Annotated in this window: 21 protein-coding genes; 12 read left to right on the forward strand and 9 right to left on the reverse strand. The window is 60.3% G+C overall.

Translation table 11 applies throughout. The annotated features are described in order from the left end of the window. From GVK95_RS11745 to GVK95_RS11765, 5 genes are read right to left on the reverse strand one after another with little or no spacing between them, the layout of a single operon-like run. Positions 1–495: a GNAT family N-acetyltransferase gene (locus GVK95_RS11745; RefSeq protein WP_159949763.1), complete on the reverse strand. Its 495-nt coding sequence runs from the start codon at positions 493–495 to the stop codon at positions 1–3. After that, a complete protein-coding gene (locus tag GVK95_RS11750; RefSeq protein ID WP_159949765.1) occupies positions 495–1430 on the reverse strand; it encodes an ROK family protein in 936 nt (311 codons plus the stop codon). Before GVK95_RS11750 ends, GVK95_RS11745 begins: the two co-directional genes overlap by 1 nt. Beyond that, a complete protein-coding gene (nagA, locus tag GVK95_RS11755; protein ID WP_159949767.1) occupies positions 1427–2611 on the reverse strand; it encodes an N-acetylglucosamine-6-phosphate deacetylase in 1185 nt (394 codons plus the stop codon). Before nagA ends, GVK95_RS11750 begins: the two co-directional genes overlap by 4 nt. Then, a complete protein-coding gene (locus tag GVK95_RS11760; protein WP_159949769.1) occupies positions 2608–3630 on the reverse strand; it encodes an SIS domain-containing protein in 1023 nt (340 codons plus the stop codon). The genes nagA and GVK95_RS11760 overlap by 4 nt, the downstream gene beginning before the upstream one ends. Positions 3631–3653: 23 nt before the next feature. Beyond that, complete coding sequence (locus GVK95_RS11765; RefSeq protein ID WP_159949771.1) at positions 3654–4406, reverse strand: GntR family transcriptional regulator; 753 nt, start codon at positions 4404–4406, stop codon at positions 3654–3656. Between the two features lie 508 nt (positions 4407–4914). Here GVK95_RS11765 and GVK95_RS11770 point away from each other — a divergent pair. From GVK95_RS11770 to ugpC, 5 genes are all read left to right on the forward strand, one after another. Continuing rightward, entirely contained in the window at positions 4915–6099 is a 1185-nt protein-coding gene (locus tag GVK95_RS11770; RefSeq protein ID WP_159949773.1) for a Gfo/Idh/MocA family oxidoreductase, read from the forward strand. Positions 6100–6110: 11 nt separating this feature from the next. Further along, complete coding sequence (locus tag GVK95_RS11775; protein ID WP_159949775.1) at positions 6111–6995, forward strand: sugar ABC transporter permease; 885 nt, start codon at positions 6111–6113, stop codon at positions 6993–6995. After that, on the forward strand, positions 6992–7852 hold the full coding sequence (locus tag GVK95_RS11780) for a carbohydrate ABC transporter permease (protein WP_159949777.1): 861 nt from the start codon (positions 6992–6994) through the stop codon (positions 7850–7852). The genes GVK95_RS11775 and GVK95_RS11780 overlap by 4 nt, the downstream gene beginning before the upstream one ends. Before the next feature lie 68 nt (positions 7853–7920). Further along, a complete protein-coding gene (locus GVK95_RS11785; protein WP_159950276.1) occupies positions 7921–9135 on the forward strand; it encodes an extracellular solute-binding protein in 1215 nt (404 codons plus the stop codon). 100 nt (positions 9136–9235) lie between these two features. Continuing rightward, positions 9236–10366: a sn-glycerol-3-phosphate ABC transporter ATP-binding protein UgpC gene (ugpC, locus tag GVK95_RS11790; RefSeq protein ID WP_159949779.1), complete on the forward strand. Its 1131-nt coding sequence runs from the start codon at positions 9236–9238 to the stop codon at positions 10364–10366. A 77-nt stretch (positions 10367–10443) separates the two neighbouring features. Here the strand turns inward: ugpC and GVK95_RS11795 are convergent, their stop codons facing one another. The 4 genes from GVK95_RS11795 to GVK95_RS11810 all read right to left on the reverse strand — a co-directional run bounded on the left by GVK95_RS11795 (position 10444) and on the right by GVK95_RS11810 (position 14030). After that, positions 10444–10824 carry a GFA family protein gene (locus GVK95_RS11795; protein ID WP_159949781.1) on the reverse strand — a complete coding sequence of 127 codons (381 nt, stop codon included), beginning with the start codon at positions 10822–10824 and terminating at the stop codon, positions 10444–10446. Between the two features lie 111 nt (positions 10825–10935). Then, positions 10936–12024 (reverse strand): D-TA family PLP-dependent enzyme, encoded by a 1089-nt coding sequence (locus GVK95_RS11800; protein WP_159949783.1) that lies wholly within the window; start codon positions 12022–12024, stop codon positions 10936–10938. After that, entirely contained in the window at positions 12024–13505 is a 1482-nt protein-coding gene (locus GVK95_RS11805) for a M81 family metallopeptidase (RefSeq protein WP_159949785.1), read from the reverse strand. The genes GVK95_RS11800 and GVK95_RS11805 overlap by 1 nt, the downstream gene beginning before the upstream one ends. A 39-nt stretch (positions 13506–13544) precedes the next feature. After that, positions 13545–14030 (reverse strand): hypothetical protein, encoded by a 486-nt coding sequence (locus GVK95_RS11810; RefSeq protein WP_159949787.1) that lies wholly within the window; start codon positions 14028–14030, stop codon positions 13545–13547. 112 nt (positions 14031–14142) lie between these two features. On the opposite strand from GVK95_RS11810, the gene GVK95_RS11815 reads away from it, so the two are divergent. The 7 genes from GVK95_RS11815 (at position 14143) to GVK95_RS11845 (ending at position 21638) form a co-directional block, all read left to right on the forward strand. Then, positions 14143–14529, forward strand: coding sequence for a RidA family protein (locus tag GVK95_RS11815; protein ID WP_159949789.1), 387 nt, complete (start codon positions 14143–14145; stop codon positions 14527–14529). A 16-nt stretch (positions 14530–14545) separates the two neighbouring features. Beyond that, positions 14546–15409 carry a MurR/RpiR family transcriptional regulator gene (locus GVK95_RS11820; RefSeq protein WP_159949791.1) on the forward strand — a complete coding sequence of 288 codons (864 nt, stop codon included), beginning with the start codon at positions 14546–14548 and terminating at the stop codon, positions 15407–15409. Between the two features lie 50 nt (positions 15410–15459). Then, a complete protein-coding gene (locus GVK95_RS11825; protein WP_200844270.1) occupies positions 15460–16233 on the forward strand; it encodes an SDR family oxidoreductase in 774 nt (257 codons plus the stop codon). 26 nt (positions 16234–16259) lie between these two features. Then, positions 16260–18182 (forward strand): family 20 glycosylhydrolase, encoded by a 1923-nt coding sequence (locus GVK95_RS11830; protein ID WP_159949793.1) that lies wholly within the window; start codon positions 16260–16262, stop codon positions 18180–18182. A gap of 17 nt (positions 18183–18199) precedes the next feature. Next, positions 18200–19639 (forward strand): M81 family metallopeptidase, encoded by a 1440-nt coding sequence (locus tag GVK95_RS11835; RefSeq protein ID WP_159950280.1) that lies wholly within the window; start codon positions 18200–18202, stop codon positions 19637–19639. A 61-nt stretch (positions 19640–19700) separates the two neighbouring features. Further along, positions 19701–20912 carry an MFS transporter gene (locus GVK95_RS11840; RefSeq protein ID WP_159949795.1) on the forward strand — a complete coding sequence of 404 codons (1212 nt, stop codon included), beginning with the start codon at positions 19701–19703 and terminating at the stop codon, positions 20910–20912. Positions 20913–20921: 9 nt separating this feature from the next. Further along, positions 20922–21638, forward strand: coding sequence for a copper homeostasis protein CutC (locus GVK95_RS11845; RefSeq protein WP_159949797.1), 717 nt, complete (start codon positions 20922–20924; stop codon positions 21636–21638). The last annotated feature ends 47 nt before the right edge of the window (positions 21639–21685 follow it).

A 21685-nucleotide genomic window follows, 5' to 3' on the forward strand; every position in this document is an offset into this window, starting at 1 on the left:
CTAGCCCGAGACCCCGTTCGGGGCCGAAGACGGCATCATGCCGCGATAGATACCGGGCTTCGAGCCCTCGATCGGCACGGCGCCAACGCTCTTTTGATAGAATTCCATCGGTCCGGCGCCACCGATGATCGCATAGGCATAGCCCTGCGCATGCATGTCGAGCAGGGTGGTGATCAACAGGGCATGCCCGACGCCCTTGCCGCGTGCTGCCTCGTCGACGCCTGTCGGGCCGAAAAAACCCTTCATCGTCGCGTCGTGGCAGGCAAAACCGAGCAGGACCGGTCCCTGATGTGCAATGAAGCAGGTGACCGGCTGACGCATGATGGCGGCTGTCGCTTCTGCTGCCCAGCCGGAACCGAAACGGGGCTCGATCCAGTCGCAGATCGATTTCAGTTCCGGGACCAGCGCGCGACGCAGCGTGATGCCCTGACCGTCCATGCGCTGATCGAGCCCGTTATCGGGCTGCAAATCGTAGAGCTTGACCAGCATGTCCATCAAATGGTCTCCAGGCGCTTGCCCATTTCCTCGGCGGCGCTCAGGCCGAGGACGGCAGCACCGATCAGGCCGGGCTCGACGCGGCATTCGGCTGGAATGACGATCGGATTTTCGAAGCGCCGCAGGATGCGGGTTCGCACGGTGGTGTCGATGGCGGAAATCAGAGCCGGAACGTTCGACAGACCGCCACCGACCGGCAGGATCGTCGTCCCCGTCAGGTTGATCACCAGCGCCAGCGGATCGGCAATGATGTCGACATAGATATCGATGGTGCGTCCGGCCAGCGGATCGCCCTTTTGCCAATCCGACAGGATTTCCTCGCTGGTCAGCGGTTCACCATGCAGATGCTGGTGCAGCTTTTCCAATCCGCGCGCGCTGCAGATCGCATCGATGCAACCCTTCTGGCCGCAGCCGCACTGAAAGCGTGGAATGCTGGCCGGTGGATCACCGGCCTCTGTTGCGGAAATGGGACCATGGCCCCACTCGCCGGCAAAGCCACCGTCGCTGTTGATCAGTTTGCCGTCGATCACCAGACCGCCACCGACGCCGGTGCCGAGAATGATGCCGAAAACGACACGGTGACCCTTGGCAGCACCGATGCTAGCCTCAGCGAGGACGAAACAATCGGCGTCATTGGCAATGATCACGGGCAGGCCAAGGCGCTGTTCGAGATCGGCCTGCAGCGGTCGCCCATGGATGCAGGGTATATTGGCAACGACGGCATTCGAGGTGTCGGGATCGATGACGCCGGCAATCGAGATCGCGACGCAGTCCGGTCGCGCCCCGGCCTCGGCAATCACCGAAGCCAGTGTCGCGACAAAGGCGTCGAAGTCATGGATCGGAGTCGGATGGCGCGGAAAGGGGCGGATATCGTCGGCACTGTAAGCCACGGCACCCTTGATGGCGGTGCCGCCGATGTCGAAACAGACGATCATGCGCGGGCTTTCCGTCGTTCGGCATTGGCCTCATGGACGCAAGCGCCCCCGATCCAGGTTGAGAGAAGGTCGAGTTCTTCGCCGAGCACGATAAAATCGGCGTCGTTTCCGACCGTCAGGCTGCCCTTGCAAGGGGCGGCAATCGCTTGTGCCGGATAGAGGCTGGCCATGCGCAATGCCTCCTCGAGAGGCTGGCCGAGGCGTTCATGCACAAAGCGCACGCATGACAGCATGTCGATGTCGGCGCCGGCCAGAGTGCCATCCGCCAGGGTGAGGCGGCCGTCACGGCGATAGACCGCACGACCATTGAGGTCGAAGCCGCTGCTGTCGGTGCCGATGGTCGACATGGCATCGGTGACGAGGAAGATATGGGCCGGCCCCTGTTTGGCGGCGAGCGCTACCCGCATCGTGACCGGATCGACGTGGAAGCCGTCCGCGATCAGGCCACAATGTAGGGCTGGCGAAGAGAGGCCGGCGCCGACCAGACCCGGCTCGCGGTTGCCGAGCTGGCTCATGGCGTTGAACAGATGGGTGACCATTGTTGCGCCGGCATCGACATAGTCTGCGATCGCCGCGCATTTGGAATCGGTATGGCCGAGGCTGATGCGGTAGCCTGCCGCGACGAGGCGGCGGACCTGGGCAGGCGTGACGCTTTCCGGGGCCACGGTCATCATCGGCAGGCCGAACATTCCGGCCTTGCGCTCCAGATAGAGGAGATCGTCTTCGGTCATCGGTCGGATCAGGGCCGGATCGTGGGTTCCCTTGCGGGCGACCGAGAGATGCGGGCCTTCCAGATGCAGGCCGAGGAAACCCGGAACCGCGTTGGTCGCGGCCTGGCAACCGGCCTCGACCGCAATGTCACGGATGTCGGGAACATCGGTGATCAGGGTGACCATCAGGGCCGTCGTGCCGAAACTGGCGTGGGCTGCGCAGATCGTCTCGATGCCTGTGACATCCGGCTGGTTGTTGAACAGTACGCCGCCGCCGCCATTGACCTGCAGATCGATGAAGCCGGGTGCAATCAGGTTGTTGCCGACCGGAAGCGTCTTCATGCCGGCTGGCAGTTTCGATTGTGGCATGATGGCGCCGACTTTGGAGCCGTCGACAACGAGGGCGGCGTCCAGATAAAAGCTCTGCCCATCGAAGATACGGCTGGCGGTTATGGCAAAAACGGCAGTCATCGGGTCTGGGTGACTTTCTTGAGGGCGACGGGTTTATCGGGATTGAAGCCCCTTGCACGCGAAAGCGATTCGACCATGCCATAATAGGGAACGATCAACATCAGCGCATCGGTCAACGGATGGCCGGTCTCGATAAACGGCAGGCGGTTTGCGCTGTCGGTTTTGTCGGAGGTGATGAAGCAGGCGGCATTGTTGGAGGCCAGTTTCGACATGGTCTGGGCAATCGAGGCTTCCGCCTTGTCACGGGCGGCAAATCCGACGACCGGGAAATTCTTGCCGACGATCGAGACCGGGCCGTGCAGGACTTCGGCAGAGGAGTAGGCCTCTGCATGCAGTTCGCAGGTTTCCTTGCATTTCAGCGCCGCTTCCGCAGCAATCGCCAGCGCCGGGCCACGGCCGAGCATATAGAGAGAGTCTGCATTGGTCAGCGGCTCGATCAGCGCGCTCCAGTCGAGCTTGAGCGCCTGCGAAAAATGCTCCGGCAGGCGAGAGACTGCGCTTTCCAGCTCCTTGTCTTCGCTCCAGCCAGCGATGATGGCGAGGCCTGCGACAATCGAATTGACGAAAGACTTGGTCGCCGCGACGGCAATTTCCGGGCCGGCCTTGATGTCGACGGCGATGGTTGCAGCGTCGCCAAGCGGCGAGGGCAGTGTGTTGACCAGGCTGATCGTTGTTGCGCCACCAAGCCTGGCACCGCGCATCATCGCGACGATGTCCGGGCTTGCACCCGATTGCGATACGGCAAAGGCCGCAGCGTTTTTCAGCTTCATCGGCGCTTCGTAGATGGAGGCCAGCGATGGGCCGAGGGAAGCGACGGGCAGGCCCAGCTGCAATTCGATGGCATATTTGAGGAAATAGGCCGCATGGTCGGACGATCCACGGGCGATCGTCACGACGACGCTCGGATCCTTTTGGCGCAGCGCATCCGCGCATGCGCCGATGGCTTCAGACGATTCCTTGAGAAGGCGCGCTGCGGCAGCCGGGATCTCGTCGATTTCTTCTCGCATTTTCGTCAGCATTGCTTGTCTTTCAATGTTCGGCGTCACGGAGATCCGATGGTCAATTCTGCGACCAGGTCATAGGCGTCGCTGCGGTAGAGGGCGCGCGACATTTCCATCACGCGGCCGGTTTCAAGATAGGCGATGCGCTGCACCGACAGCGCGGCAGACCCCTGCGGGACGCCAAGCAGCTTGGTTTCGTCATCCCTCAGGATAACGGCGGAGATGCGTTGGTTGGCGCGGACCGGCGTGATGCCGCTCTGGCGCAGGTGGAGATAGAGGGAATCATCCATGGCATCCGGATCGGGCAGGATATCGTCGGGAAGGCTGGTGCGTTCCAGTGCGATAGGCATGTCATTGGCTGTGCGAATGCGCTCGATCCGGGCGACCCTTGCGCCGCCAACCAGACCCAGCATCATGGTTTCCTCGGCGGTCGGAAAATACAGGCCACGGTCGATCCAGTGCGATCCCGCCGTCATGCCGCGCCGGCGCATGTCCTCGGTGAACGAGGTAAGCTGGCTCAGTGGCTGCTGCATGCGCGGCACAGGCTTGACGACAAACGTGCCGGAGCCGCGCCGGCGAACGAGCAGTCCGTCGTTGACCAGGTCGTCGATGGCTTTGCGCACGGTGACGCGACTGATCGCGGCCGCGTCGGCAATGTCGCGTTCGGCAGGCAGCGCATCGCCATGCTTCAGGCGACCGGAGGACACGGCGTCCTCAATCATCTTGCGAAGCTTGACATATAGCGGACCGCCACGAACGGCCTGCAGCTGATCCAGCGGAAGGGTCGCGCTCATGGGTGATCCTTACCGAAACGATGGCAGGCGGGCCAACAGCCACCGGAAGCGCAATCCACGCTTTTCGCTATCCGCATTCGTCGAGCCTCTCAATGTCAACTGCTTAAAAAGATACCAACCAAGCACCTATTTCGCAAATGGTTTCATCACTTGAATGCCAAAAACCTGTTGTCGCCAGAAATATCGCCGTTAAATCATCTATTTATCAACAATTCAGCAGTTTATGACGAAACTGGCTGGACGATTGGCATTTATTTGGTATCGTTTATTAACTTTTGAAACGCTGAGCCAAGTCTGGCCGTAGTTCGAAGGTGTGCGTGCCTGATCGTGATGTTGTGCGTCGGCGACGATGTGTCCTTGATCGATCGGGTGGGGCTGGAAGGCTGTCGTGATATCCAATGTGTGAAAAGAATTTTCATAAGTCGATGAAAATTTCCACCGGATGTTGACGATGGCCGGTTTCTGACGCAGTCTAAGAAAAATAATTGCGAAAGCAGGGGAATTACACATGAAGGTTGCCGTTATCGGGCTCGGATTCCGCCTCGGCTACCTGGGCCGGGTTTTCAAGGAACTCGATCCAGATTTCCAGATTGTCGGTTATGTCGATCCGGCGCCGGCTGGAATGCCGACCTTGGCTGAAAACGGCATCTCGCCGGGCAAGGCCTATGACACGCCCGAAGCGCTGATCGCCGGGGAGAGTTTCGACCTGCTGATGATCGGTTCGCCCAACCATCTTCATCTGGATCATATCCGTCTCGGTCTCGAGGCAGGGCTCACGGTCTTTACTGAAAAGCCGATTGTCACGACCATCGAGGAAAGCTTCGCGCTGGCCTCGCTGCTGCACACCCATGGCCATGACCGTCTGCTGGTCGGTCTGGTGCTGCGCTACTCGCCGCTATACCGCGATCTGCGCAAGGCGCAGGCGGAAGGCAAGCTTGGCGATGTCGTGTCGATTGAGGCATCCGAGCATATCCAGCCTTATCATGGTGCATTCTTCATGCGTGACTGGCGCCGTTACGGCCAGTATGCTGGCGGCTTCATGCTGGAAAAGTGCTGCCACGATCTCGACCTGTATAATGGTGTGGTCGGCGCGCGTCCGCGTTTCGTGGCAAGCTTCGGCGGCCGCAAGAGCTTCGTTCCGGCGAATGCGCCGGAAAACCACGGCGTCAACGATATGGAAGTCTATCATCGCAAGCCGAGCGGCTGGATGGGGTCCGACAAGGTGTTCGACAGCGATGGCGACATCATCGATTTCCAGACCGCAATCGTTGAATACGAGAACGGCGCGTCGATGACCTTCCATACCAATCTCAATGTTCCGGACGAGTTCCGCCGCTTCTGCGTCATGGGCTCGAAGGGCATGGCGGAAGGCGATTTCGTCCGTGGTTTCATGGATGTGCATGATGCGCGCACCAACGAGAAACTGGTCGCCAACAAATATGCAGCGCCCTCGGCGAAGTCGCAGCACTACGGTGCCGACGAGCAGATGGCGGAGGATGTTCTCGCTTTCGTTCGCACGGGTGCCAAGCAGCCGGTTTCGGCAATCGACGCGCTCGAAGCCGGCATGCTGGCTCTGGCGATGGATGAAGCCCGCCTCGGTCGCAAGGTCATCGACATGAAGCCGGTATTCGAGCGTTTCGATGCCTGCCTTCACGGCACCAGCCAGGGCGTTGCCCAGGCGAAGTCAGCTTAAGGGGCGATGTGATGCAAGCCAGACGAAGCGCTGTCATCTTTGCCTGGTTGCTGATTGCACCGGCTGTTCTCTACATCGCGGTCATTGTCGCGTTTCCGCTGGTCCAGACCTTTGTGCTTTCCTTTACCGATGCGTCGCTGAAGAAGGTGACCAACTGGGTCGGCTGGGTCAATTACGAAAAGATCTTCAACGAAACATTCGCCGGCGTTATCATCCGGACCTTCATCTGGACGTTCTTCTCCGTGGCGATCAAGATGATCATCGGCACGTTCGGCGCGACCATGCTGAATGCCGCCGTGCCGGGACGCGCGCTGTTTCGCGTGCTGACCATGCCGCCGTGGATTGTGCCTATGGCGATCGGGATCTTCATGTGGGGCTGGATGTATAATGGTCAGTTCGGGATGATTTCCGGCATGCTGCAGCGTGCCGACCTGGTCGATGGACCGGTCGCTTTCCTTGCGCATGGCTCGACCGCCTTCTGGGCGACGATCTTCACCGATGTGTGGATCGGCGTGCCGATGGTAACGCTCTATATGCTGGCCGCGATGCAGGCGATCCCGCAGGACCTCTACGAGGCTGCATGGACCGATGGTGCCGGCCGCTTCTACCGCTTCCGCCGCATCACCATGCCGCTGATCCTGCCTGCCATGATCACCATGTCGATGCTGTCGCTGATCTCGACGTTCAATTCCTTCGACATCATCTGGATCCTCACGCAGGGTGGTCCGAATGGCGAAACGACGACGATGATCATCGATACCTACCGGACGGCCATCGGTTCGAAGAAATACGGCGAGGGCGCTGCCCGTGCGGTTCTGATCTGCATCTTCCTGTCGATCTTCTGCTTTGCTTATTTCCGCGTCACCAGCCGCCTTTCGCAGGAGCACGCCCGATGAACCAAGACAAGAATGCGATGATCAACCGCTACCGGTGGTATGAGCTCATCTCGATCTATGCCGGCATCGCGCTGTTCCTGACCTTCGTGCTTGCGCCCTTCGTCGAAGGTTTCCTGGTTTCCCTGAAGCCGCTCAGCCAGCTGTTCTCGTCACCCTATCGTTTCCTGCCGGAGAACGGCTCGTTCGAGGCCTATCGGACGATGTGGGTCAGCGTACCGGGCTTTGCCCGCTATATCTTCAACTCGTTCTTCATCTCGACCATCGCGACCGTGATCGTATTGCTTCTGGTCGTGCCGGCCTCCTATGCATTTGCCCGTTTCGAATTCAAGGGCAGCGGTCCGTTGCTCGGTGCCTTCCTAGCGGTCAACATGTTCTCCGGCGCGGTTCTGCTTATCCCGCTGTTCCGGCTGATGCGGACGCTGGGTGTGCTGAACACTTATTTCGCCATGATCGTGCCGGGCGTGGCCTTCCTCATTCCCTCGGCGATCTGGCTGCTGCGCACCTATATGCTGCGCATTCCGCGCGAGCTTGAAGAGGCGGCCTATGTCGATGGTGCGAGTTACTTCTATACATTCCGCCGGGTCATCCTGCCGCTGGCGAGACCGGGCATTGCCGTTGTCGCGATCACCACGTTCATCGGCGCCTATGCCCAGCAATTCATCTTTGCACTGACCTTCAATTCGAAGACCGAGTTTATGCCGCTGCCGATTGGCCTGTTTGCCTATTTTGGTCGTCAGGAAGTGGTGTGGAACGAATTGATGGCCGCCAGCTTCGTCGGCATCGCACCCGCGATGATCGTCATCTTCTTCCTGCAGCGCTTCCTCGTCAGCGGTTTGACCGCTGGTGCGGTCAAGTAAGCGGTGCCAACAAAATTCGGGCTAACCGGACGACCTAACCTGTCAACAAAGGGGAACTATCGATGAAAATGACACTCTCTCTTCTGGCCGGCACCCTGGCGCTTCTCGCCAGCTCGGCTTTGCCGACACTTGCAGCTGATCAGGAAATCAGCTGGATCTATTGCGGCGACAAGATCGACCCGATCCATGAGAAGTACATCAAGGAATGGGAAGGCAAGAATGCCGGCTTCAAGGTCGTGCCGGAAGTTGTCGGCTGGGCCCAGTGCCAGGACAAGGCAACGACGCTTGCCGCCGCCGGTACACCGGTCGCCATGGCCTATGTCGGCTCGCGCACGCTGAAGGAATTCGCCCAGAACGACATGATCGTTCCGGTTCCGATGACCGACGAGGAAAAGGCAAGCTACTACCCCAATATCGTCGATACCGTCACCTTTGATGACAACCAGTGGGGCGTGCCGGTCGCATTCTCCACCAAGGCGCTTTACTGGAACAAGGATCTGTTCAAGGCTGCCGGCCTTGACCCGGAAACCGCACCGAAGACATGGGCGGAAGAAGTCGCCTTTGCCAAGCAGATCAAGGAAAAGACCGGCACTGCTGGTTACGGTCTGCCTGCCAAGACTTTCGACAACACCATGCACCAGTTCATGCACTGGGTTTACACCAACAACGGCAAGGTCATCGACGGCGACAAGATCGTCATCGACAGCCCGGAAGTTCTGGCAGCCCTCCAGGCTTACAAGGACATCACGCCTTACTCCGTCGAAGGTGCGACTGCTTACGAGCAGAACGAAATCCGCGCCATCTTCCTCGATGGCAAGGTTGCAATGATCCAGGCCGGCTCCGGTGCCGCTGCCCGCCTCAAGGAAACCAAGATCAACTGGGGCGTTGCGCCTCTGCCGCTCGGTCCTGCTGCAAAGGGTGAAGGCACGCTGCTGATCACCGATAGCCTGGCCGTGTTCAAGGGTTCTGGCGTTGAAGAAAAGGCGATCGAATTCGCCAAGTTCATCACATCGCCGGGTCCGCAGGGCGAATACGAACTGCAGGGCGGCGCCGGCCTCACCCCGCTGCGTCCGTCGGCGAAGGTTGACGAATTCGTCAAGGCCGATCCGTCGTGGAAGCCGTTCATCGACGGTATCGCCTTTGGTGGTCCCGAGCCGCTGTTCACCGATTACAAGGGCTTCCAGAACGTGATGATCGAACTGGTCCAGGCTGTTGTCACCGGCAAGGCCGAACCAGCTGATGCGCTGAAGAAGGCTGCTGCCGATCTCGAGCAGTACAAGTAAGCCTTTCTTTCATGGTGCCGCGGGCCTTCGGGTCCGCGGTTTCCGCCAGATTGTTTATTGAACCGGTCGTCACCGACCGGCGGCGTGGAGACGCAAAGTCGTGGGTCAGCTTTATCTCAACAAGGTGCGCAAGTCGTACGGACATTTCGAAGTCATCAAGGGCGTCACGCTTGACGTGAAGGATGGCGAGTTCGTCGTCTTTGTCGGACCGTCGGGTTGCGGGAAATCGACACTGCTGCGGATGATCGCCGGCCTTGACGACACAACCGACGGCGACATCGTCATCGATGGTGACCGGGTGAATGACCGCCCGCCCGTAGAGCGTGGCATTGCCATGGTGTTCCAGTCCTATGCGCTCTATCCGCATATGTCGGTATTTGAAAACATTGCCTTTCCGCTGCGAGTCGAAGGCATGAACGATGCGAAGATGCGCGAGAAGGTCGACGGGGTCGCCAAGATCCTCAAGCTTGACCAGCGCCTGGATCAGCGCCCGGGCCAGCTGTCCGGCGGCCAGCGCCAGCGTGTCGCCATCGGCCGCGCGATCGTCCGCGAACCGAAGATCTTCCTGTTCGACGAACCGCTGTCAAACCTCGATGCTGCTCTGCGCGCCGACATGCGTATCGAGCTGACCAAGCTGCACAGCGATCTGAAGGCAACCATGATCTACGTGACCCACGATCAGATCGAGGCCATGACCATGGCGGATCGCATCGTAGTGCTGAATGCTGGCGATATCGCTCAGGTCGGCGCGCCGCTTGAGCTTTATCACAAGCCGCAGAACCTGTTCGTTGCCGGCTTTATCGGCAATCCGAAGATGAACTTCGTGCCGGTGACCTGTACCGCCATCGATCCGACCGGCGTGACCGTTTCCTATGAAGGCCAGAGCGTTACCCTGCCCGTCGAACCGCGGACCGACCTTGTTGGCCAGACGCTGACACTCGGCATTCGGCCGGAACACACGACGCTTGCGCGCGGTGACGTCAACATCACTGTCCTTCCGTCGGTCATCGAGCGATTGGGCATCAATACGATCGCCTATGCCGCCCTGCCATCCGGCGAACCGTATTGCGCGCTGCTGCCGGGATCGGCGCCCGTGCGTGCGGAAGAGCCGCTGGTCACCGGCATTATGGCAGCGGACTGCCATCTGTTCGATGGCAATGGCCAGGCGCTGGAGCGTCAGGTCGATTGGCGCACCCTGGAACTTCCGGCTGCGGTCACCGCTGCCGAGTAAGACTTCGCTTCAGGTCCCCCGACCTTAACTCTGGTCCGCCTTCGGGCGGGCCATTTTTATTCATGCCGTGATCGACCTCATGGAAATCCCTGGTACTGGGGCAGATCGTCGGTGATTTCATACCACGGCGCTTTCGATCCGACGAAGATGTGCATGCTGGGGCGCGATGATGGTGGATCCATCAGCGTTCCCATCGGGATATGGATCTTCACGCTGCCATTTTCGGCGATCCAGGAATAGATCAGCGATCCGCATAGGCGGCAGTGCCGGTCGTGGATGCCGTCCGGATTGCCGTGTGTAAACAGCTCCTCCTTGCCGTGGACAATCCTGAAATCATCCGGACGGAGGCCTGCAATGGGCTTGAAGGCGGAGCCTGTGGTTCGGCGGCATTTCGAGCAATGGCAGTTGAGCGCATAGAGGAACCGATCCTCGGCCTCGTATTCCACGGCGCCGCACATGCATCCGCCACGTAACGGCCTGGCATGGGGTCTCTGTTGTTTGTCCGACACGACCGGTCCTCCTGCTGCGCAAGCTAGGGAAGGTCGATCGGTGTAGCAACCGAAAGCTTGTTACCAGACGAGGCCACGGGCGGCGACATTCTCAACACGCGTCACCAAACCATTGCGATGGAAGGTCATGCTGTCGAACAGATTGGAGACCACACAGGTGTGGTTCGGCACGATGCGTACCTTTTCGCCGATCTCGGGGCGCTTGCCTTCGATCTTGGACAGGTCGACCGTGCCATGTTCTTCCGACAGGCCGGTAATCGACGCTTGCGGATACTCGACAATCAGGCCGAAATCGGCAAAGCCGAGAAGATCCGAAGTCAGCGTCTTGGAGCCGGCATCGAGAATGGCGCGGTCAGCGGTCGGGCGCGAAACCACGGTCGCCAGAATATGCATGGCGCAATCTTCCAGCGTGCAGTGTCCCGCCCGGAACATCGAGCGATCGTTGTAGACATAGGTTCCCGCCCGGTGCTCCGTGGCCGAGGGCACGAGATGGGCGGAGAACAGGCTTGGCGAGCCGCCATTGGAGACGATGGGGCAGGGGATGCCAAATCCCGCAAGCGTGGCTACGGTTTCTGCAAAGAAAGCCTCAACTTCGGTCTCGGTATTCGCCTTGGGATAGGTCAGCAGGCCGGCGAAGGTCAGTGATGTTGTGGCCACGATCATCTGCGCCAATGCCACGGCCTCGGCCGGGGTCTGGACGCCGCAGCGCCCGCCACCGGTATCGCACTCGACCAGAACAGTGAGTGGCTTGCGGGGAGCGAAATAGTCGGCCAGGCCCTGAACGGTGGTTGCACTGTCGGCCACGACCTTGAGACCCGAGATACGCTCGTTCAAGGCGGCGAGTCGCTCGAGCTTTTCAGCGCCGAGAATGTTGAAGGTGATCAGCAGGTCTTCGAAACCGGCATCGGCAAAGACTTCCGCCTCGGTGATCTTCTGGCAGTTAATGCCTCTCGCTCCGGCCTCGACCTGGGCCTTGGCGATCGACGGGATCTTGTGGGTCTTGATATGCGGGCGAAAGGCGATGCCGCTGGCGTCCATGTAGGACTGAACGCGGGCAATATTGCCCTCCAGGCGGGTCTCGTCGATCAGCGGCAGGGGCGTCGACAAGGAGTGCAGCGGTGCGCCGATTTTTGGGCGTAGATCAAGCATCAGGCGGCCTCGTGTCCTTCAGGTGTGCCATGCGGATCCGCCATGATCGGCCAGATGTCATGGCGTACGCGGCGATAGGCGGTTTTGGCCGGGTTGTTCGGGTAGGGTGTGCCGGCCGAGCAGTACAATATCTCCGAGGCGATCTTTGAAAAGGCCGCATAGAAGTGATTGGTCGATTTGATCACAAGGATATGCTTGCTGGTCGGGTCTATGCCGAGCGCTGTAAACAGCGACGGGTCGTAGCTCTGCACGCGCACGCTGCTCAGGATGATATCGATGCCGTTCAAATGAATATGGGCCGCATCGCCGAATGGCGCGACGCTTTCGCCGAAATGCATCTCGGCATTCGGCACCACCTTGACCACTTTCACCAGTCCATCGATCGGATTGCCGGTACCGGGCGCCGATTTCGCCCCGAAACGCAGGGGTATTTCTGCCCCTTCACCGGCGGCCATGCAGATCTGCACGGCGATCGGGTCCCAGATCATGCCGACGGCGACATTGGTGATGCCCTGCGCCAGTATTTCTGCCAGGACAACGGTTGCGTCGCCTGCCGTGCCGCCGCCGGGATTGTCCCACATGTCGGCGAGCACCACCGGGCCATTGGGATAGGCAGCAGCGCGGGCAACGGCTTCCCGCTCGTCGATCTGCGGCATCATGAAGGTGCCGCGCTTGGAGAACAGGTCAAGACCGAGTTCGCGGGCAAGCGCTGCCCCCTTGTCCGGCCTTGCATTGGTCACGGCGATGGTCTTGGTGCCCATTTCCGGAACGTCACCTGCCATGAAGCCATGGATGACCGATAGCGAGAGCACATCGTCATCTTCGTTTTCGATGGCCATAAGCCTGTCAACAAAGCTGCGCATCGGCTCGCGTGACGTCGGAAAGACGTCGATCATCCGGCAGTCGAAGACCGACATTGCAGGTTTAACGCGGCCTTCCAGCGTGTCTACGGCGATCGCCCACAGATCTTCGGCGCGATCGACGAAATCGGTGTGCGGAAACTCCTTGAAGACGACAAAGAAATCGGCGGCGGCAACACGTTTGGCGGTCAGATGGCTGTGCGGATCCAGTTCGGCGCAGAGAAGAATGTCCGAACCGATAATCTCGCGGATACGGGTGAGCAGATCGCCTTCCGGGTCGATGTAGCCGTCGGCGACCATGGCGCCATGCAGGCCGAGCACAACGGCATCGACCGGCATGGCGGCCTTCAACTGGCCGAGGATCTCGTCGCGCAGGCCTTCATAGGTCTGCTTGTTGATGAGGCCTGCCGGATCGGCCCAGGTCGCTGTGCCTTCGATCAGCGTCCAGCCTTTCCGCGCGCAGACCTTGCGACCGACTGTGATCGGCGCCGTGCACAGCGTCGGTGTTTCCGGATGCTGCCCGGGTGCTGCATAGAGCGACTCTTCGAAGGCGCGCCGGTCGATGCAGATCGGAGAGAAGGTGTTTGTTTCCGTTGCAAGAGCGGCTGTGAAGATGCGCACGGGCTGGCTTTCTGATCTGTTGTCGGAGCGGACGGTGTTTTAACCCATCGGGTTGGGCAGGTAGCCGGTAAAGCCGGAGATCTTCCAGCGGCCTTCGTGCAGGCGGCAGTAGTAGAGCGTTTGCCACTTCATTACGTCAAAGCTGCCGTCGGCCTTCTTGATGCCGCCATCGAACTTCTTGCGCACCAGCGCCGTTTCGCCTTCGACTTCAATCACTTCCAGTGTCGTGGTGGTAAAGATCGCGGTGCGTGTGTCTTCGCCATAGCTTTCGCCGGCAAATTCCTTGGCCTGTTTCAGCCATTCGTCGCGATAGGCGGGGAGATTGGGGAAGGCGAGGCGCCAGTTGTCGGCATTCTGGTCGCGGTTGCCGCTGACGGCGAGGAAGCCTTCCTCGACGAAATCATCCGCAACCATGCCCCAGTCTGCAGCTAGAAAGGCATCGATGTCGCGCGGAACCAGCATCTCCCAGATGCTGTGACGGGCCGTGTCGCTTTCGGGAAAGGGATTCTTGAACGGATCGCGCATTCTAGGTCTCGCCTTTAAAATCTTTTCATGGATTGCGTTTTTCTCTGGTCAAATTCGGTTTTTTATGGTCGTTTGTCAACGATTGACGAAAATAATTTGCATGGAGAGCCCTATGACGATCAAACGTTACGGCGCTGAAAAGGCTGGCGCCGGTGGCCAGCGTCTTCCTTTTGCGCGGGCGGTCGAAGCCGACGGCTGGCTGCATGTTTCCGGCCAGGTTGCCATGGAAAACGGCGAAATCATCAATGGCGGCATTGTCGAACAGACCCACAAGACGATCGCCAATGTCATCGAGATCCTGCACGAGGCCGGATATGGCGTCGAGCATGTGGTGCGCTGTGGCGTCTGGCTTGATGATCCGCGTGATTTCTGGACCTTCAACAAGATCTACCAGCAGTATTTCGGCGAGCATCCGCCAGCGCGTGCCTGCGTACAGGCGTCGATGATGGTCGATTGCAAGGTCGAGATCGACTGCATAGCCTACAAATCTTCGAAATAGAGAAGAGGGCAGGCCAGTGGATATCTTTGCGACGATACAGGAAGAGGGGCCGCAGTTTTCGGCCTCCGAGCAACGCATCGCGGATATCCTGCTCAGCCAGTTCGACTTTGCCGTCAACGCCTCGATCATCGAGCTTGCCGAGCGCGCCGAAGTTTCGCCGCCGACGGTGACGCGGTTCTGCCGGCGCCTCGGCTGCCAGAGCTTTGCCGATTTCAAGGTTAATCTGGCGCGCACCGCCTATGTCGGTGTGCGGTATCTCAACCCGGAAGCCGAGAGCACCGAACCGGCCGATGTCGCAACCGACGTGATCACCAAGGCGCAGAATGCGCTGTTCATGGTGCATCGTTCGCTGGATGCCTCGGTGATGGAAAAGGTCGCAGATCGCGTGTCGCGTGCCGAGATGGTTTACGCCTTCGGCTCGGGCGGCAATTCCTCGCTGATCGCCGGGGAGTTCCAGAACCGACTGTTCCGGCTGGGTTCGCGTGTCAGTGTCAGTACCGACCATGGACTGCAGCTGATGCTGACGGCGGCGGCGCGTCCCAATGATGTGCTCATCGGCTCGTCGTTTTCGGGTCGCAATGCCGAGCTGGTCAAATGCTTCAACCTGGCGCGCGAAAACGGGATTACCACGATCGCACTGACCCAGAGCGACAGTCCGGTGGCCAAGGCGGCAGAACTGGTGATCGGCATCGACCTGCCGGAGGGCGACAATATCTTCCGCCCGACTTCCACGCGTTTTGCCTATCTGGCGGTGGTCGATGTGATTGCCAGCCTGGTTGCCTATCGCAATCGCAAGCTCTCGCAGGTGACGCTGCGCCATATCAAGCAACAACTGGTCGAGCACCGCGATGGTGACGACCGCCAGCTTCTGGGAGACTGACCCGTGTCCAGCCTGTTTCTGCCGTCGTTTTGCCTGAAGGCGGACCGCTGATGTCTTCCGTCGCAGTTGTAACTGGTGCTGCCGGGGATATCGGCCGGGCGATCGCGCTTCGTCTTGCCGACAGCCACGATGTCGTGGTGCTGGTCGATATCGACGTCGTTGCGGCGGAAAAGGCGGCGCGCGATCTTGGACCCGCAGAGCGCTTTGTGGCGCTCGGCTGCGACGTGACCAGCGAGGCAGAGCTTGCCGCGCTGGCGACAAGGATTGCCGGGTTCGGGCTCGTGCATACGCTGGTCAACAACGCAGGCGCTGCGCGTGCCGTCAGCCTGCATGACACGGACGGCGATATCTGGCGCAAAGACAATGCGCTGAACCTTGAGGCACCATTCCTCTGCTTCAGGGCTTTCTCCGAGGCGTTGAAGCAATCGCAGGGATCGGTGATCAACATCTCCTCGGTCAATGGCATGGCCGTGTTCGGCCACCCGGCCTATAGCGCAGCCAAGGCCGGTCTCATTCACCTGACCAAGCTGATTGCCGTCGAATACGGCAAGTTCGGCATCCGCGCGAATGCCGTGGCGCCCGGCACGGTGCGCACGCAGGCCTGGGAAGTGCGGGCTGCGGCCAATCCTGAGGTCTTCGAGGAAGCCAAGCGCTGGTACGCATTGCGGCGTATTGCAACCGCTGAGGACATTGCCAATGCCGTGTTCTTCCTGTCGGGCGACCAGGCGGCGGCAATTACCGGCGTCTGCCTTCCGGTCGATTGTGGCCTCACCGCAGGCCAGGCGGAACTCGCGCGCACCTTCTCGCAATCCGAACATTACTGATCCAACGATAAGCCAGGGGAACCATCATGGCACCAGTCCTTTTCCGTCTTGAAAACGCATGGCACCCGACCGAAGGTGGCCAGAACGGTCGTTTCACCTTCACGCTGGTCAACCTGTCCGACGCTGCCATCAGCGGCTTCAAGGTCGCCTATACGTCCTTGACCCGTGTCATCGACAAGGCGGCCTGCAGCAATGCTGTGTTCGTCAATCGCAATGCCAACTTCCATCAATTCGCGCCGCCGCAGGGTTTCGTGCTCGAGCCCGGCGCTTCGTGGTGCTTTACGGTCGCTGGGCTGCATCGGCCGGCAGTCCATCGCACGGATGGGGCGAAATCCGCCTATCTGACCTTGGCAGATGGTAGCCACATGGCGGTGGCGGTGGCCGACCTGATGCTGGAAGGCAAACATAGCGAGCCGGCGCCGGCTCTCCTGCCGGAAGGCAAGGTTAGCGAACCCTTCGCCATGCTGCCCTGGCCGGCAGAGGCGACGCTCGTTGCCGGTGACAGCTTTCCTGTTGCGCTCTATCCGGCGGAGGGTGCCTCGCTTGCCGAATTGCGCACGGTCGAAAATGCGTTGCGGCTTTTCTGCCGACTGTTTTCCGTCGGACATGCGCCGCTGGCGCTCGCTCCTGTGCATGAGGGTCGTGCGCTGCGTTTCGAAGAAAAGCCAAGCCTCGGCGCTTCCGCTTATGGGATTGTCTTCTCGCAGAGCGACGTTACCATTTCCTATGGCGATATCGCCGGCCTGCAATACGGCCTGACCATCCTCGCCCAGATGTTACATGGCGCGCGCATCAAGCCTGATCTGTTCCGGTTCCCGGTTTCGGGCAACATTTCCGACCAGCCGCGCTACGGCTGGCGCGGTTGCCATCTCGATGTCTCGCGCCAGTTCTATCCGACCCATGACGTCAAGCGGCTGATCGACATTCTCGCCTGGTTCCGGATGAACATCTTCCACTGGCACCTGAGCGATGACGAAGCCTGGCGGCTTGAGATCAAGGCCTATCCGGAACTGACCACGCTCGGCGTGCTGCGTGGCCCGGACGAACCGCTTCTGCCGCAGCTCGGCAACGGCGCGGAGCCGGTCGGCGGCTTCTATAGCCAGGAAGAGGTCAAAGACGTGGTGGCGCACGCCACGGCGCTGCATGTCGAGGTCATTCCGGAAATCGATATTCCCGGTCACAGCACGGCAACACTTGTCGCTCTGCCGGACCTGGTCGATGGACAGGAAGCGCCAGACAGCTATCGTTCGGTGCAGGGTTATCCCAACAATGCGCTGAACCCGGCGATCGAATATACCTATGAAGTGCTCGGCAAGGTGTTCGACGAGATGGTCGAACTCTTCCCCTCGGTGCTGATCCATATCGGCGGCGACGAAGTGGCGTCCAATACCTGGATGGCGTCTCCGCTGGCAAAGAAGCTTATGGAAGACGAAGGCATCGAAGGCACTTTCGGATTGCAGAGCTATTTCATGAAACGCATCCAGCAGATGCTCGCCGAGCGTGGCAAGAAACTAGCCGGCTGGGACGAAGTCAGCCATGGCGGCGGCGTCGATCCGGAAGGCACGCTGCTGATGGCCTGGCAGAAGCCCGAAGTCGGCCTGGAACTGGCAAAGCAGGGTTATGATGTCGTGATGACGCCCGGCCAGGCCTATTACCTCGACATGGTGCAGGCAACGGAATGGCAGGAGCCGGGCGCGAGCTGGGCCGGGACCGTGCCACCGCATCACACCTACACCTATGAAGCCGTCGCGGAATTCCCGGCGGAACTGGCGGCGCGCATGCGTGGCGTGCAGGCCTGCATCTGGTCAGAGCATTTCCTCAATCGCGACTATTTCAACCATCTCGTCTTCCCGCGCCTGCCGGCCATCGCCGAGGCAGCGTGGACGCCGAAGGCGCGGAAGGACTGGCTGCGCTTTGCCGCCATCGTGCCGCTCAGCCCACGCTACTGAGGAGAAAACATATGACCTTGCGTATCGCCGTTGGCGGCATTCACACCGAATGCAGCACCTCCTCGCCGGTCCTGATGCAGCCGGACGATTTCCGCGTGCTGCGCGGCGAGGAACTGCTGGGAGCCGAATACTTCAACTTCCTCGACGCCGAGGATATCGAGCATCATCCTTTGCTGCATGCGCGTGCCGTTCCGGGTGGTCCGATTGCACGCGCCACCTATGAAGGCTTCAAGGCGCAGTTCCTCGAACTGCTGCGCGATGCGTTGCCTGTAGATGGCCTCTATCTGGCCATGCACGGCGCGATGAATGTCGAAGGCATGGATGATGCCGAAGGCGACTGGATTTCGGCTGCGCGCGCGGTGGTCGGCCCCGATATCCCCGTGGCAGCAAGCTATGATCTGCATGGCAATGTAACGCAGAAGATCATCGACCAGCTCGACATCTTCGCCGGCTATCGCACGGCGCCGCATATCGATGTGCGCGAAACCATGGTGCGGGCGTGGTCGATGCTGGTTCGGGCTCTTTCCACCGGCGAGAAGCCCGGCGTTGCCTGGGCGCCTGTGCCGGTGCTGTTGCCGGGTGAGCGGACCTCGACCGAGGACGAGCCGGCCAAGGGGCTCTATCTCAAGCTGCCGGAGCACGACAAGGTTGCCGGCATCTGGGACGCCAATCTGATGGTCGGTTACGTTTGGGCGGACGAGCCACGCGGCACCGCCTGTGCCGTCGTGACTGCGATCGATAAGGTGGCTGCGGAAACTGCGGCGACTGCTATTGCCCAGTCCTACTGGGATGCACGCTCCGACTTCCAGTTCGGACCGGTGACCGGGTCGCTGGATGACATGCTCGACATTGCCGAGAAGACCGAGACCCGTCCGGTGATCCTCGCCGATTCCGGCGACAACCCGACCGGCGGCGGTGTCGGCGATCGCGGCGATGTGCTGAAAGCACTGATTGCCCGCAATTTCGACGGCGCTCTGGTCGGCGGTATTACCGACAGGCCGGCGGTGGAGGCCTGCTTTGCGGCCGGCGAAGGGGCGGAGATCAGCGTGAAAATCGGCGGCTCGCTCGACCCGGCCAGTCCGTTCGTCGAAACGACGGCAAAGGTGCTGCGGCTCGATGATACAGGCGTTCCGGCCGAGCGTCAGGCTGTGGTGAAGATCGGTGGCATTACAGTTATCCTGGCGGCGAAACGCCGTCCGTATCACAACATCGCCGATTTCGCCCGTCACGGGCTCGACCCGCAGACGGCCAGGCTTCTGGTGGTGAAATCGGGCTATCTTTCGCCTGAACTGAGCCCGATCGCCAATCCCAATCTGATGGCGCTCACCGATGGCGTGATCAATCAGGATATCGAGGCTCTGCCGAGCAAACGTCGCCAGCAACCGACCTATCCCTTCGTCAAGGATTTCGAGTATACACCCCTGGTTCGCCTGTCCGCACGATTCCCCGGCGCCTAGCGAAGCATCTTTTGCGTGCCGCCTGAGGTGGCACGCTCCCTCCATGTGAACGTATTGTCCGATGCTGTCGACCCTGACGCTTGTCTATCGCCATCCACCCATCCGGGTGAGTGCGCTTGCGATCTTCTTCTTCGGATTCTCCGGAGCGGCGACCTCGCCGTATATGTCGCTCGTCGGCATTCGTGAGCTGGGACTTTCGGACGTCGTCTATTCGGCGTTGATGTTTGCGGCTGCCATCGTCAATGTCAGCGCCAGTGTGACCGCCGGCATTCTCGCCGACCGGCTTGGACACTTTCGCTCACCGATGTTGTTTGCCGGAACATTCGGCGTTGTCGGCTTCGGCATCGTCTATCTGCTGCCGTCCCAGCTTGTTTTCATTGTCGCGGCATTGATCTTCATTCCGGTGTTCAATTCGGTCAATTCGCTGATCTTCGCCAATGTACGGGCGGTCTCGGCCGGAATGCCGGTTCGCGAACTGATCGCAGTCAATTCGGCGATCCGCGCTGTTCTTTCTCTCTCTTGGGTTCTCGTTCCGGGTGTCGTCGGTGCCGCTCTTGCCGGTGGCCCGAGCATGCTGCCGGCCTATCTTTTGGCGGCCCTTGCCTGCCTGATCTGTCTGGCGCTGTTCTATTTCGGCATGCCGAAGGAGCCGCCGCCGGTTGCCGAAAACCGGCCGCACTATTCCTTCTTCGCGTCAATCCGCCAGATCGGCTCTCGCTCTGTCGTGTCACGGCTGCTGGCAATCGCCTTGATTTCCTCCATGCTGCATATCAATGGCGCAGTGCTGCCGCTGGTCATCACCGGCAAGGCGGGAGGCACGACGGCGGATGTCGGGGTGATCGTCGGCATCGTCGCGTTTCTCGAGATCATTTTTATCCTGTTCTGGGGCTGGGTCGAAGCCAGAACTTCGACCGTGCTGGCGATGTCGGCCGGGGCGGTCGTCTACTGTGTCTACCTGATCTTCCTCGGCCTCGCCGACCAGCCGAGAGATGTCTATGTCCTGACATTGGTGAGCGGCCTCGGCGCTGCCGGTATCATCGCCATTCCGATCACCTATCTGCAGAACCTGATTGCCGACCGGGCCGGGCTCGGCAGTTCGCTGATCGCGGTGAATATCTTTGTCAGCGGTGGACTGAGTTCCTTGCTGTTTGCCGTCGGTACCGCTGTCAGCGACTATGCGGGAACGGCTATATTGGGGGCTGTCGCGGGCCTGACCGGTATTTTCCTTCTCTGGTTCTTGGACAAACCATTTGCCGCCGCGACGGACAGGTAAGGGCGCAGGATGCAGACGAGAATTCTGGAAGTGTGTGTCGATGATGCCGATGGCCTTGCCGCAGCAATTGCCGGCGGAGCTGATCGCATCGAGCTGTGTTCCGCGCTTGGCGTGGGCGGCCTGACGCCGACACGCGGCTTCATGGCGCTGGCTGCCAAATGCCATATCCCGGTCAACGCCATCATCCGCCCGCGCATCGGCGGCTTCGTCTATTCGGACGATGAGATTTCAATCATGCTCGCCGATATCCAAGCCGCGTGCGAGGCAGGGCTTGCGGGCGTCGTCATCGGTGCTTCGCGGCCAGACGGTACTCTGGATCGTGCAGTTCTGGAGCGGCTGATCAAAGCTGCTTTGAAACTCGACGTTACGCTGCATCGCGCCTTCGATCTGGTGCCGGATTTTGATGCTGCTGTGGAAATGGCGATCCATCTCGGTTTTTCGCGTATTCTGACCTCCGGTGGTGCGCGACATGCCGAGGCCGGATTGCCGGTGCTGCAGCACGCTGCGGAGGTGGGACGCGGGCGCATTTCAATCATGCCCGGTGGCGGCGTGCGCCCAGGTAATGCGGCCGCTTTCCTCGCCATTCCGGGGATTTTCGAGCTGCACGCTTCCTGCAGCCAACCGATGGAACCGAATGCCGATCTGGTCGATTTCGGCTTTTCGCCCGCCAATGCGCGGCGGACCGATGCCGATACGGTGCGGCAGATGAAAGCGATCTTGGCGTGAGGTTGCTGACTGCGCCAGTGGAGCGGCTTCCCTTCAAGCGGGAATGG

Origin of the sequence: Rhizobium sp. 18065 (assembly GCF_902706095.1) — a bacterium.
Classification (GTDB): Bacteria; Pseudomonadota; Alphaproteobacteria; order Rhizobiales; family Rhizobiaceae; genus Allorhizobium.